Here is a 13,273-nt window from a genome sequence, read left to right on the forward strand (position 1 = left end):
AACAATTAAGTATACGATGGTCCCTTGTTCATTGCTCTTTCATTAAATTCCTCTATCAATAAATCTATTTTTTGCCCTAATTGCCCCTTCCCCATTAATTTCCCGGAAGCATTATAAAGTGTTTGTGTAAAATAGGAGTACATATAACTTGTGCTACTATCCTGATTTCTGCGCTTTTGTAAATTATTTTCTTCAGAACGCATGCTAAGTAACAGGATATTTACCATCTCATGGCAATCAGAGAAATCCTCTTTTTCATAGCGAGGATAAAGATCAGCCGCCTTCTGTATATATTTAAGAACCAATTGTTTTTTTGCATCAAAAATATCTCTGCTGGCTTTAGTGGTTATAAATTCGAATTCCTTCTCAAGGATATAGTCACAGAATACAAAGGACAGCTGATACACCCAGGGTACATTTCTACTATTGCAAAACAATGACTCATCCATGATATTAGTAATAATAGAAGGACTTTTTTGAAACAGGTCAGATACGACTTCAATAAAATTGCTTAAACTGTATGTAAAAAAACTTTCATACAAATCTGTTGTGAAATCAGTATTATGTTCTTCATTATATTCTTTGACAGCATTTTTGGCTGCTTGTAATGCCGAGTTAATTTCATCAGAGACTCGTTTAAAATAATTAGCATAATCCTCTTGGGTTTTAACTTCCATTAATGAAATGGTCTTAATCAAACATCTGGCAAGCTCATTTCGTTGAATTAATAATTCCGCTTCTTTGCCTTTATATGTTTTTTCATCTGCCTGCAATTGGTAGCTATCCAAAATTTTTTTATAATAGCGGTCGGTAATATCTTTAAAAATCCACATTATCTACCTCTTTAATTAGTGATCCAGAAAGTATTTGCAAAAATTGTCGCTGATTATCAAGAACAATAACGTCTTCCTTTTCTATTACGGGCGATAGTCAATATTGTAATGACAGCAAACACATGATTTCCTTGTCTGATGTATTGGTAATCCATTGATAACTGCCAAGAATTATAAATAAATGTTCAAAAAACAGTAGGAATAGCCATGATGGCTAATAGTAACTCATTGTAAGTTATAGGAAAAGTATCTGTATTCGGTTTTTTGAAAATATCAATTAACTAAAAACACTACAGCGAAAGATACTTACAGGACTTAAAAACAGTATTGATTAAAACATTCAACTCAAAGCAATTATTTGGCTCTTTTCTAAAAAAGATCGATAATTAATCAAGAATGCTGAGACTAACAATCTGTAGAACGCAAACACGGTTTTTGCTTTGGAGCCCTTACACAATCAGGATAGAATCGCTACAAGATGTCCTGACGATGCAAAATAAAGAAAAAATAATTATTATATTTTCCCAAAAGAAATTAATCATGAAATCAAAATCCATTAATTTATGCTTTTTTTTATTCATTCTATACTTTGGCAGTCCAATTCTTTTGGCACAACCGTCCAGGGTGGATAATATAATTAATGAACTGGTTCAACCAATTATTGAGACACATCGGACTCCTGGCTTAGCCATTGCCATTTATTATAATGGAAAGGATTATTATTATAATTTTGGATTTGCTGACCGGAAAAGTAAGAAACCCGTCACTAAAAATACTATTTTTGAATTGGCATCGATTACCAAAATATTCATTAGCACTCTTGTAGCCCTGGAAGTTCAGAAAGGAAAATTGAATGTAACAGATTATGCCGTTCAATATACACCTGAACTTTCAAAAACCAATGGACTACCAATTGACAGGGTTCAAATTGTGCATCTGGCGACCCACACAGCAAGCTTTCCCAAACAAATGGAGCAATTTGGTGTTAATAAAGGCAATATAAAGGCTTTCTTTGCCCGTCTTAAAACATGGCGTCCTCCAGTAAAAATAGGAACTCAATATAAATATTCCAATATTGGTTTTGGGTATTTGGGATACGTATTGGAAAACGCCTCAAACGAAACTTTACCTAATCTGTTAAAATCGAATATTACCAAGCCATTGGGAATGTCGCATACTTTTTTTAATGTACCAGAAAACCTCGCTAACTATGAAGCTCAAGGTTATCGACCTAAAAATAAGCCAGCACCTTATTATAGACCTGCCAATTTTCTAGGCGGAGGTGCTTTGCGCTCTTCTGCAGCTGACATGCTGGTATTTTTAAAAGCAAATTTAGGAGTTCAACCTGGCACCGCATCACCAGAATTACTTTCTGCGATGCAGTATGCCCAACAACCATTTTTTGAAGTCAACCCAAATTTTGTTATGGGATTAGGTTGGCAAAGAGTGAAAAGAGGGAGGCACATTGTGATCACTAAAAATGGAGCAAATCAGGGATTTAGCACCTTTATTGGTTTTTCTCCTGCGAAAAAACTGGGAGTCGTCGTATTAATCAATCAGGCAAGGGGCAAGGCAACCTGGCTGGGAAACCAAATTCTTAATAGTTTGCTTAGGTTATAGCTTAAAGGACTATTTTTAAGCATAGACTCATGGGCATTGACAATCAAAATGTCGTGCAACATGATTATCCTTGACCCTATTCTCTGTGCGTCTTGACTTACAATATGGATAGTATGATTTTAATCTAAACTAATGACGAACAGAGCCTCAGGTCAAACCAACAACTTATCAAATAACTGAAAAAGGAAGTTTCAATGAAAAAATCCAGTCCTGTATACTCGTTGTTATTGCTTTCTGCTATTACCTTTTCGCCTGTTATCAAGGCAAGTCCTATCGGTATGATGGTGGATATCTATTGCCCTATTACCCAGGGAGGGCCAAATGTCATCACTAATTTTGGAGATTACATTGGTGGTTATGGCATGGAAAATATTTTGTCTCAAAATAATCCTATTTATTTTAAATCCATTTCGCTAGCCCATGATGTTCCAGCTCAACTTGGAAATTATTACAATGAAACGACCAGCTACAACAGCACAACAGGTCAAGTCACCTGCAGTTACATAAGCAATAACCCGACAGAACCTCGCTTTGCTGTGGCGTATACCTTAACCAATGGCAGGGGCGGTTCTGTCCAATGGCAGTCAGGGAATTCAATCAATATCATTTTTCCAGTTGGTCTAAAAAGTTAACCAAAGTTTACTGGATTAAAATGCCTGACTGTCTTCTTCGCCTCCCAGCAACTCTTTCTGGAATTGATTTGCTGGGACCCTACAATCAAAGCCAAACCAAGCAGAAGAACATACCTGATAATTGGGGTATTCAAGCTGAAACGCATGATTTATATGATTTCAACTCGGGCCAAATTAGCTGATACAGATTACTAGCGTTTTACTTTGATGGTTGAGGGATTTTATCCAGTTGCATACTGACATGCTTAGTAATATCATCAAGCATTTGTTGGCATGACTCAGGTTGCTCTGGAAACTGTTTATAAATAACATTAGTCAAAAATGCAGACAAAGCCTGACAAACTAACCTGCGATTACGAAGCTGTGGAGGCAACTTTTCTACAGATTGAGTTAATGATGACAATAAATTTTGGCCTATAAAATTCATTGCCTTGGAATAATCTTCAGTAGTTAGAGCTTCGCCTGATTGAGTGTTTTCACTATTCACATTCATTTTTTATCCTGTCAGTGTGAGAGCAAGCCAGATTATAGAGTCTATCTCAAGCTACTTCAACGACTGTTTCAATTCTTTCCGTAAAAGCAGCTTGATTATCAATTAAAACAACAAAATACATCATTAAGAGGACTTATATAGGATGTAGCTATGGTTTTACAATGACAACAGGCTCTGGTGTGCCACCCAAAAGACTAAAGACCAAAAGCACAATAAACATTACGATAAAGAGGAAGAACAGAACTTTAGCTATCCCTGTTGCGGCTGATGCTACCCCTCTAAATCCAAATAAACCTGCGACAATTGCAACAATAAGAAAAATTAAGGCCCAATATAACATGATAAACTCCCTGTCTTTCAGAATAATAAGTTCTTCCTGAATTGTTTTTACCAGAGCAAAATCAGATCCATCTGTTTTTGCTCATCTCACTTATAAAAACGAAAGAAATTGAAATACTTATTTATAGTCATCCTACTAAAATTGTAGACTATTTATCCAAAATATAGAAAAACAAACAACTTTTAGGATATTTCATATTGTCCTCTTTTAACCGTAGATTGTCCTTATTCGACCATCCAGCTCAATTGTGATTAATTTATAATTGTTTAGTTTGTTTTTTATCTATTTAGATCCATGTGTAATCTAACTATTCATAATATAGAAAACTATGAGAACGATCCGCAGTTACGATTAATACCCTGGATTCTATGGGAAAATTTATTTCAGCATTTTATCAGTGCCAATGAATTATCTCTTATGACTTTATCATATAAAGAAGCAATCCATATCTTTTTGCCAGGAACAAAAAATATGGAACAGGTGAGGCAATTGTTGTGTTTATACTATGCCCATTATAACAGGAATGCCAAACAACTCTGGAGTGATGCTCACAAGAAAGGAATAAAAAGCGAGGTTATTTGTTTTGTTGCTGCAATAACCGGTTGTTCAAGTGCCTTAGATACATTATGTCTTCTTTTAACATCTGATGAGATCGTGAAAGTGATCCAGGCAGAAAATTACCAAGCTTTTCGTCTGGCCGCAGAGAATGGACACCTCCATGTGCTAAATCGTTTATGTGAATTGGCGCCAACTGAAATCATGGCGATGATCCAGGCAGAAAATTACCATGCATTTCGTCTGGCTGCAGAAAATGGACACTTGCATGTGCTAAATCGTTTATGTGAATTGGCACCAACTGAAGCTACAGCAATGATTCAGGCAGAAAATTATTATGCTTTTCGCTGGGCAGCAGTTGGAAGAGGCCATCATAATGTCATTAATTTTTTGCTCGACTGTCCGGTTATGCTCGCTTACGCAGAAATACACGAATTTGAATATGGAGAGAAGTACGTCAATCCGTTTATTGCGAGGCATGTGAACAGGTTAAAAGAAATGCATGATGCCTTTAAGCTAAGTAACCCGGATGGTGTCTTTGATTTAGTCACAAAGTCGGAATGCCTGCAAGGTTTTTATATGTTACGCAATTTAATCCGTCGTAATGATGAAGTATTACTCGATGATATTCGTTTTTTGCTGAGCATCCCCGGTATAAAAGCCTTGGCTCCTACTGCAACCATTCCAGGAGATGCGAATGAGTTACTGCGTCTGGCTCTACGATTAGGTAATCAAGGGGCTTGCGCATTACTATTATCCATTCCATCTGTACTAGCATTGACTAAGGCAAACAATTATTACATTAATGAAACAGGGGGACGACTCGACTTGCGTGCAGTAGCCTAAAGTTCTTTGAAAGATGTTTCAATTGATTTTATTTAATACTTTATAAAAATCCTGGGCTACAAGAAGAATACTTGTTGTGACTGATAGAGTATTAATACTGAATTCTTGATATGATAAAAGATGTCTTTTCCTCTTCATTTTACTTCCTATTTTTTTATTTCATGATAATTTATTCTCTTGATTGTAAGTATGAATTTTCAATTATTGTGAACAAAAAAAGGGCGACTGTGTATACATGCATTAGATTTGGAATAACCTCGATAGTTCTTCTTGCAATATGTTCGGTCCCTTCTTATGGCACACCAATATTTCGTGATCATAGCCTGACTCTATCAGGCCTTATTGGTTATACGGATTTCAAAGATCCTGTCGATCAACAGTTGGTAATCAGTCACTATGTCACTGATTTACTGACTAATTCTCATAAACATACTCACCCAAGCGTATTAATTTCTGCCAAGCAACAATTGAATTTTGAAGCCAATAAGATTCATAAAATCATGCTGGGTCCTGCATTGTATTTTCAAAAACTGCATTATTCTGGCGATGTGTGGGAATTAATGTTACCTGAGTTCTATAATTACCAATATGATTATACAAGTAATAATGTTAACTTTTTAATAGAAGGAGACCTATATTTTAATCCTATATCTACTTGGCTTATTTCTTTTGTCACTGCTGGTTTAGGATATGGGGTTGCTTATATTCACTATGACGATTATGCCCTTCCTGGTATTGATCCTGTAAGTGAGCGACATCACTTTGACTCTTCTATCAAAGGAATTTATCAATTGGGAGCAGGCCTTGCGGTACCAGTCAATCCTAATTGGTCAATTAACTTACGCTATGCCTATATTCATATGGGCAAAGTCCATACTTCTCCTAACTCCCTTGGGCCTATAGAACTTGTTTTAAACAATCAAAACATACTGATAGGAATTAATTACTCGATATAACTCAGGCCAAATATGAAAAAGACCGGTTATTTATTAATGTTTGTATTAGTTGCATGCTTGTGTAATCAGAAAATAGTGGCAGCCATCCCCCTGGTTGAGTTGATTGCAAAGCCCAACCCCTCTCAATTTGTAAAAACTCAAAGTTCTGTCTTGTTATTTTATACTTTGCGCAATAATACAAGTGTTGGCTTTCCGCTTAGCTATTTATTTTCCAGCAATAACGCCAGCCTATCAAATGCTGGAAACACCTGTGGAACATTTATTGGTCCAAACAAAACATGTCAATTTACTGTACAATATCAAGCTCCAGCTATTAGTATCACAGAAAAATTAATAGTCCAAGTAGCTTATCAGGGACGGGCGCCAGTAAGTGATATTGTCTCTATCAATGTAGATAATAACATCGCCTGTACCTTACTCAATACGGCATCCTATCAAACTCCTTTCTGCCAAGAACAATACCAAAAAGTACTTCAATTTACTCCCGGTGTATTCAATACAACAAATCAAAATGTTCAGGAAGAACAAACTTTAGGAGGGATATTTGGCCTGTATCGGAAGACAGGAGGCACTGAACAGATCTGCTACATAAGTTGTGGATTAAGGTCTCTAAATGGTGCACCACCCAATGAAAACACAGTATTTGAATTAGCCTCCGTCACCAAAACTTTTACCGGGTCGGTATTAGGGAAATTTATTATCAATGGCACTATTGTTTCCCAATTTGATGAAATTCGGAATTATCCTCATCCCGCAGGTCTTAGCTTCAATATCAATGAAGAAACTGTGAGTTTTCAACAATTGGCTACTTTCTCCGGAGGAGTTTGTTTCTCCAATGCTCCCAGTGTCAATCAAAGCAGCACAGATCAAGCCGTCAACCAAATGAATTTCATAACAGACATCAATGCGCTAAATCCTGATCCGAATAGCGGCAATTGTAGTAATGGTGCACCCAATGTAAGTCCTGTATACGCCACTCCGCCATTTTTACCAACACATAATTTCTACTCAAACAGTAGCGTGGGTTTACTAGGACAAAGTCTTATCCGTATCGATGGTTTTGCTAATGTCCTTGAAACCGACTTCAATAATTGGATATGTAAGAATGTCGCCAATCCTCTGGATATGATAAGAACGAGTGCTTGTCTTCCTGATGAGGCTCACAATGGCACTTGTGGTGCAGCAGCTGCATACTGTGCTTATACTGCAAATTGGATAACAGCTGAATACGCTTCAGGATATCATCTATTTCAAAACAGTTATCAGTTGGGCAATCCTTTCCCATTTTTACCCTGGGCACCTGCTGGAGGAATTCGAAGTAATGCCTCTGATATGATTAAATTCATACGCGCTAATTTGGGCTTTAACACAGGGGTTCATAACCCCGAACAAGCCCAACTAATTCAAGGCATGTTGATGGCCCATGAACCAAATATTTACTTTCCAGGTGGCACAGAGCCTAATATAGGCAACCAGAGCCCCATACGTGGTGGCCAAGGCTATGCCTGGGTATGCATGCCTTCTCCGACTAATGGAGACAGGATCTGTGGAAAAATTGGCGGACATAAAAATTTTCGCAGCTTTCTTGGCTTAAATAAAAGTAAAAATTATGGTTTGATTATTTTATTTAATACAGGCGCTCTTACGACAGATGGAAGTCTAACTCCTGCGACAACACCACCGACTATAAGTCAGATTGGCACTAATTTATTAGAGAATATTGATTAATATATTCTGCTTCGATAGATAGGAAACGGGAGTGTAACCATTCATCATTCCTTTACCTGCTATGTGTGAACTACTGCATAAACCATGTAGCTCGACAATGCAGTAATCCAATTTTCCTGATTGGAATAATTACACTGTATACTTAAAGTCGACAAAAACCTGGTTTGCCTTCAAACGACCCGACCAGGGTGTTCCTGTCTGAAAACCATCGCTGTTGGTATAGACAACTGATGGTCCATTAAATTGACCGCCGTCATAATAACGATAACCCGCATCGATACTCAGATGGCTTCCTGTTGGATGAAAATTCACCCCGGCAGACGCTTGCCACGCAAAACTGTTTTTGTTAACTGGCTCACCAATACTTGAAGTGGAACCAATGGCAACACCAACCACAGTTGTTGTCCCTACGGTATAAAAATTGCGTACTTCATTACGCGCATAACCGATACCGCCATCTATGAATGGGGTCAAAGCAATACTCGCCAGACTAGTCCACGCCTGGGCTGGATGTAAGTAGCCATTTACTAATAATGCTTTATTATCAAGTTCAAAATAGCGAGTTCTTGACCTTCCTGTAAAACCAGGGGTACCAGAGGTGCCAGGTAGTGACGTTTGGAATTTTTGATAGTTAAAAACCTCATGGTCAAGATAACTTAGGCTAATATCAATGTACTGATGAATTTGTTTCCCAACAGCAAAGGTATAAAATCCCCTATCCCCCAGATCAGAATCATAACCTTGTAATGAAAAATCCCAAAAAAGAGGATTAGGATTAACAATCCCTGGCTTTTCAGTCCAGGAATAGCCAGTGCCTATAGAAGCAAACCATGGATAGGCAGGTGAAACAACTTCTCCCATTGTTCCCGCATGCAAAGAAAGCGAAGAAATACATAAAGCAATTAGACTCAACTTTTTATTCACGATAATATCCTTATTTAAATGGGTAATAACAGACTTACTGTTATGAAGCGCCTTTGAAAACGGCGTTTAGTTTAAATGAACAAGAAAAATTAGCAAGCTTGCCAAACTACTATCTTGGGTTGATAAAGTGCAGATAAACAGTATCATATAGCATTTTTTCCATTTGCTAATTCATAGTCGCAAGAGGTACAAGTTTGAAAAAAGACATCACTTTATTCACATCAGCAAGACCAGAACTAAAATTTTTCAGATTATCCGAGTGCAAGGAACATCTGGATACTGCAGCCATGTGGGCAAAGAATGCCTGGGGATACATGCATCTGGATGATGAACAATTTCATTACAAACAACTGCAGGAATTGTGTGAACATGTTTATATCGCGATGTATGACGGACTACCGGTTGGAATGCTCGCTGTCATTGAAAAAACACTCTCTCTTGAAGAAAACAGAGAGGAATCCTCCGAAAAAATTGTGGAAGAACCCTCAACCCCAGAAATCACTGAAATGAAAAATGCTTATTTGGACTATGTGTACATTGATGAACGCGCCCGAAGCATAGGGCTAGCTGGAATAATTATTGAAAAAGCAAAAAACCTTGCAAGAGAAATGAATGCTGAAGTAATGTCTCTTGAAACACTGAATTCCACCCTCAATGGATTCTATAAAAGAAAAGGCGGACGAGTCATTTGTGAAGGCAGATATAACGATAGTTATCCTACAGAAGTGATGAGATTAAGGTTTTAATCATATGAATTAGTTTCGACTTAATCTGACACAACTACTTGAAAAAGTGAGAGTTTCCGGTTTTGATAGAAGTGCGAACTTTAAACAAAACCAAGAGGAAAACTCTCATGATAGATAATACAGTTAAAATCATTAAACATAAAGTTGGCTTATTAAACCTTGCTGAAGAATTAGGAAATGTTTCTAAAGCATGTAAAGTAATGGGCTTATCCAGAGATACTTTTTATCGCTATAAGTCGGCGGTTGAATCGGGAGGCATTGATGCTTTATTCGATCAAAACCGAAGAAAACCTAATATCAAAAATAGAGTAGATGAATCAGTCGAGCTAGCAGTCAAGGAATACGCGATAGCATTTCCAGCACATGGTCAGCAGCGCACGAGCAACGAGCTTCGTAAACAAAGTATTTTTGTTTCTCCTAGTGGTGTTCGTAGTATTTGGTTGCGGTATGAACTTGCCAATTTTAAAGACCGTTTAAAAGCATTAGAGGCTAAAGTAGCCTCTGAAGGGATTATATTAACAGAGGCGCAAGTTAGCGCTTTGGAGAAAAAGAAATTTGATGATGAAGCATGTGGTGAAATTGAAACAGCCCACCCTGGTTACCTCGGCTCTCAAGATACTTTTTATGTAGGTACGCTTAAAGGAGTCGGTCGTATTTATCAGCAAACCTTTGTTGATACTTACAGCAAAGTAGCTTTTGCCAAGCTTTATACGACAAAAATACCGATTACCTCAGCAGATATACTCAATGACAAAGTCTTACCATTCTTTGAGCAATACAACTTGCCTATACTGCGAATTTTAACTGACAGAGGCACGGAATATTGTGGAAAGGTAGAGCATCATGATTATCAGCTTTATTTGGCGATTAATAATATCGACCATACGAAGACAAAAGCAAACTCACCTCAAACAAATGGAATTTGTGAGCGTTTCCATAAAACGATTTTACAAGAGTTCTATCAAGTAACATTTCGAAAGAAAATTTACGAATCAATCGATGAATTACAAAAAGATCTGGACGAATGGATGGATTACTATAATAATCAACGAACTCATCAAGGTAAAATGTGTTGTGGTCGTACTCCAATGCAAACTTTGATAGAGGATAAACAAATCTGGATGGAAAAATTTATAAACTAAATTTGACCTGACAGACACTTCTTGAAAAACCGGTAACTGTCAGATCAAGTTTGAACTACTACAAATCATATCAGCAATTTTGTCTGCAGCTTGGAGCCTGATTCATATTATTGTCAAACTAAAAACCTGCTTATGATAACTCTCAGAATGGAACAGAGTTTAGTTCAATTTAACCTGACTAACCTCCTCATGGACCAAGTCTTTGGTGACTTTGCGTGCCACAAGGAGTTCTTCCATTGATTTATTGATAATCTTATCCAATTCTCCCATTTCCAGTTTTGAAGTTTTCTTATAATGTTCAATTAAATCTTCGCGAGCTTTACCAAGCTCTCTGGTGATTGCATTCACATCATTACCCATGCCCTTTTCTTTGAGATCAACAAGTCTTTCTTTGAGCTTGTCAGCAATTTGCTCTTTAACCTCCGAATGCAGTTTGGGAAGAGGAATATTGAAAAAATTCAAAACTTCCTTGACTGAATTCCAAAACCAATTTCGATTTTTATACCCATCCAATCGCTGAGTAATTTTGTCCGTCATACTGGTTTCACCATAATGAGCTTTCGATAGTTGATTCAATGTTTGAGACAGAGATTCTAAATTCAGAGTTTTTTGTGTATCCCCTGATAATTCAAAATAAGCTTTTTGGAAATGACTTCTTGTTAATTGATTATCATCTTCCGGTGTGGTGGCTTTGGCATTTAACTCAATCACCTCTCTTCTTATTTCCCTATATTTCTGTTGACTGTCTTTGCTACTATCATTGACTATATTATCCATTCTATCCATAGCCTTACGAATTTCCTCTTTTTGAGTATCTGATAGTACCTGATTATGCTCAAGGTGTTCCCGGAGTGCTGCTTTCACTTGTTCACAATATTGTCGAGCATTGGGGGAAATATGATTAATCTGTTGCCAGAGGAAACCTTTTTCATTTTTGGACTCGAGTATCTGTCTTACCTCGTCCATGGTCTGTTCCAAATGTTTGATTGCTTCGCTATCCGGTTTTGTCCTTGACTCTTTAACACGTTCTAACAGCAAATTTTTAACCGATTCATTAGTTGAGCTCTTCTCATCACAATGATAGTGATAATAATTCGCAATGGAGGTCAGCGAATGTTGTAAATAAGAAAGCCTGTCCCTGACTGGGGGTTGTCCGAAGCTACTTTTTTCATCCCTATCAATACCTGAAGGTTCTGGCAATGTTCCTGCAATATTATTCTCATTAATTTGAAAGTGTTTCGCTAATGATGAAAAAAAATGCTCATACCTTGGATCTTCGGATAATGATTTTAATTCAACGATGACTTCTTCCTTTTTTGTTTGACCACCATGATTTTTTTCAAAAAACCAATTAAATGATTTGGGATACAATTGTTTAAACAATTCCCTGTGTTCCTGGTTGACAAACAATCTGGAGTCTTGTACGTAATCTTCCCGCTTCGACAGAATACTGCGCTCATGATATTTTTTGGTCAGTTTGGCATAGCCCCATTCGTTTTCCTTCATACCACATAACAACTCAAAGCGTTTTTCTGGAGATAATTCTGAATGAGTTCTAACCTCCTCTTTTTTATCTCCTACTCTGGCAATAATGGGTGGAGAAATCCCAACAGAAGGGAGTGAGCCGGTTTCCCTGCAAAAGCGATTCATATCATCATTTAATAAAATAGCGGTGTGATTTGTGTTGGGATCTTCGGTAACACGATTACCGGTATTGTGTTCTCCATAATACGGTTTAACAACTACTTTTGTTTTTTCGGGATCTGCAATCACATACCTTCCAGAATGTTGAGGGTCAAATCCAGGCCTGTATTCATGCAACATCAATGTCGACTCAAAATGCTCTACATTAGGAGGAACAGTATAAGAATGAGGATCATCCCGTTTCCCAGGTCCGGGAACCTGATCAATAAGAAATAAATTGACCTTGATGTCGGGATATAATTGATAAAGAAGATTCGCCATGCGCATACAAGTATCAGCCCCTCGGCTAAACCCATGCAAATTCACTGTTTCAGGCAGTTTGCCTCCATTTTTTTCAATGATGTCATTAAGGTAAAGTACTGCCTCAAATAATAAATGCTCTATACCTTCTCCCGCCAAATTTCCTGTCAGTTTTTGTATGGCATTGGTAATCGTTTGGGAGATTACAGGACTAATTAATATCTTGGAATTATCTTTTGGGTTATAAATATAAGTCCCAGGAATAGGATCCTTGCTGTCGCCTGATTTTGGTTCTGAACCAGGACCATCAAACATTCTCATTGCCACTGTAGGATTGTCTTTATTTACTTCCGAGATTGTATTATGAAAACTCGTGAGAATATGATGAACCTTTTCACGATGTTGTCCTGTACCCAGAAAACTTAATGTGACTGTTTTTACTTTTTGTTCACGAACGTCTTTCTCTGATGTGCTCATAACAGGAATATCAACTAATAATGGTCCTTGATATAAT

At 37.3% G+C, this 13,273-nt stretch carries 12 protein-coding genes and 1 pseudogene; 8 read left to right on the plus strand and 5 right to left on the minus strand.

The annotated features are described in order from the left end of the window. Nucleotides 1-5: 5 nt before the first annotated feature. Complete coding sequence (gene lem24, locus LPG_RS12140) at nucleotides 6-833, minus strand: Dot/Icm T4SS effector Lem24 (protein ID WP_010948115.1); 828 nt, start codon at nucleotides 831-833, stop codon at nucleotides 6-8. A gap of 540 nt (nucleotides 834-1,373) precedes the next feature. On the opposite strand from lem24, the gene LPG_RS12145 reads away from it, so the two are divergent. From LPG_RS12145 to LPG_RS12155, 3 genes are all read left to right on the plus strand, one after another. Further along, complete coding sequence (locus LPG_RS12145; RefSeq protein WP_010948116.1) at nucleotides 1,374-2,453, plus strand: serine hydrolase; 1,080 nt, start codon at nucleotides 1,374-1,376, stop codon at nucleotides 2,451-2,453. A gap of 194 nt (nucleotides 2,454-2,647) precedes the next feature. Further along, nucleotides 2,648-3,085 (plus strand): hypothetical protein, encoded by a 438-nt coding sequence (locus LPG_RS12150; RefSeq protein ID WP_010948117.1) that lies wholly within the window; start codon nucleotides 2,648-2,650, stop codon nucleotides 3,083-3,085. A 20-nt stretch (nucleotides 3,086-3,105) separates the two neighbouring features. Then, nucleotides 3,106-3,267 (plus strand): hypothetical protein, encoded by a 162-nt coding sequence (locus LPG_RS12155; protein WP_015444088.1) that lies wholly within the window; start codon nucleotides 3,106-3,108, stop codon nucleotides 3,265-3,267. 17 nt (nucleotides 3,268-3,284) lie between these two features. Here the strand turns inward: LPG_RS12155 and LPG_RS12160 are convergent, their stop codons facing one another. Both LPG_RS12160 and LPG_RS12165 read right to left on the minus strand, forming a co-directional pair. Then, the gene (locus LPG_RS12160; protein WP_010948118.1) at nucleotides 3,285-3,578 is read right to left on the minus strand and encodes a hypothetical protein; all 294 of its coding nucleotides are present in this window, start codon (nucleotides 3,576-3,578) and stop codon (nucleotides 3,285-3,287) included. Nucleotides 3,579-3,726: 148 nt separating this feature from the next. Next, on the minus strand, nucleotides 3,727-3,918 hold the full coding sequence (locus tag LPG_RS12165; RefSeq protein WP_010948119.1) for a DUF1328 domain-containing protein: 192 nt from the start codon (nucleotides 3,916-3,918) through the stop codon (nucleotides 3,727-3,729). 294 nt (nucleotides 3,919-4,212) lie between these two features. Here LPG_RS12165 and legA1 point away from each other — a divergent pair, with 294 nt between their 5' ends. From legA1 to LPG_RS12180, 3 genes are all read left to right on the plus strand, one after another. After that, entirely contained in the window at nucleotides 4,213-5,319 is a 1,107-nt protein-coding gene (gene legA1, locus LPG_RS12170; protein ID WP_010948120.1) for a Dot/Icm T4SS effector LegA1, read from the plus strand. Between the two features lie 227 nt (nucleotides 5,320-5,546). After that, nucleotides 5,547-6,275: an outer membrane protein gene (locus LPG_RS12175; RefSeq protein WP_016357012.1), complete on the plus strand. Its 729-nt coding sequence runs from the start codon at nucleotides 5,547-5,549 to the stop codon at nucleotides 6,273-6,275. Between the two features lie 12 nt (nucleotides 6,276-6,287). Then, nucleotides 6,288-8,003 (plus strand): serine hydrolase domain-containing protein, encoded by a 1,716-nt coding sequence (locus tag LPG_RS12180; RefSeq protein WP_010948122.1) that lies wholly within the window; start codon nucleotides 6,288-6,290, stop codon nucleotides 8,001-8,003. A gap of 129 nt (nucleotides 8,004-8,132) precedes the next feature. Here LPG_RS12180 and LPG_RS12185 read toward each other — a convergent pair whose 3' ends face one another. After that, on the minus strand, nucleotides 8,133-8,927 hold the full coding sequence (locus tag LPG_RS12185) for an outer membrane protein (protein ID WP_010948123.1): 795 nt from the start codon (nucleotides 8,925-8,927) through the stop codon (nucleotides 8,133-8,135). Between the two features lie 194 nt (nucleotides 8,928-9,121). On the opposite strand from LPG_RS12185, the gene LPG_RS12190 reads away from it, so the two are divergent. Both LPG_RS12190 and LPG_RS12195 read left to right on the plus strand, forming a co-directional pair. Continuing rightward, a complete protein-coding gene (locus LPG_RS12190; protein WP_010948124.1) occupies nucleotides 9,122-9,673 on the plus strand; it encodes an Lpg2420 family Dot/Icm T4SS effector N-acetyltransferase in 552 nt (183 codons plus the stop codon). A gap of 107 nt (nucleotides 9,674-9,780) precedes the next feature. Continuing rightward, nucleotides 9,781-10,840 (plus strand): annotated as a pseudogene (locus tag LPG_RS12195) (IS481 family transposase). A gap of 134 nt (nucleotides 10,841-10,974) precedes the next feature. Here LPG_RS12195 and lem25 read toward each other — a convergent pair. Further along, nucleotides 10,975-13,236: a Dot/Icm T4SS effector Lem25 gene (gene lem25 / locus LPG_RS12200; protein ID WP_010948125.1), complete on the minus strand. Its 2,262-nt coding sequence runs from the start codon at nucleotides 13,234-13,236 to the stop codon at nucleotides 10,975-10,977. Nucleotides 13,237-13,273 lie beyond the last annotated feature (37 nt).

This window comes from Legionella pneumophila subsp. pneumophila str. Philadelphia 1 (assembly GCF_000008485.1).
GTDB lineage: Bacteria > Pseudomonadota > Gammaproteobacteria > Legionellales > Legionellaceae > Legionella > Legionella pneumophila.

Bases quoted from the DNA above. Each gene is read 5' to 3' on its own strand.
- lem24 (WP_010948115.1), bottom strand. From the start codon at position 833: ATGTGGATTTTTAAAGATATTACCGACCGCTATTATAAAAAAATTTTG.
- LPG_RS12145 (WP_010948116.1), top strand. From the start codon at position 1,374: ATGAAATCAAAATCCATTAATTTATGCTTTTTTTTATTCATTCTATAC.
- LPG_RS12150 (WP_010948117.1), top strand. From the start codon at position 2,648: ATGAAAAAATCCAGTCCTGTATACTCGTTGTTATTGCTTTCTGCTATT.
- LPG_RS12155 (WP_015444088.1), top strand. From the start codon at position 3,106: ATGCCTGACTGTCTTCTTCGCCTCCCAGCAACTCTTTCTGGAATTGAT.
- LPG_RS12160 (WP_010948118.1), bottom strand. From the start codon at position 3,578: ATGAATGTGAATAGTGAAAACACTCAATCAGGCGAAGCTCTAACTACT.
- LPG_RS12165 (WP_010948119.1), bottom strand. From the start codon at position 3,918: ATGTTATATTGGGCCTTAATTTTTCTTATTGTTGCAATTGTCGCAGGT.
- legA1 (WP_010948120.1), top strand. From the start codon at position 4,213: ATGTGTAATCTAACTATTCATAATATAGAAAACTATGAGAACGATCCG.
- LPG_RS12180 (WP_010948122.1), top strand. From the start codon at position 6,288: ATGAAAAAGACCGGTTATTTATTAATGTTTGTATTAGTTGCATGCTTG.
- lem25 (WP_010948125.1), bottom strand. From the start codon at position 13,236: ATGAGCACATCAGAGAAAGACGTTCGTGAACAAAAAGTAAAAACAGTC.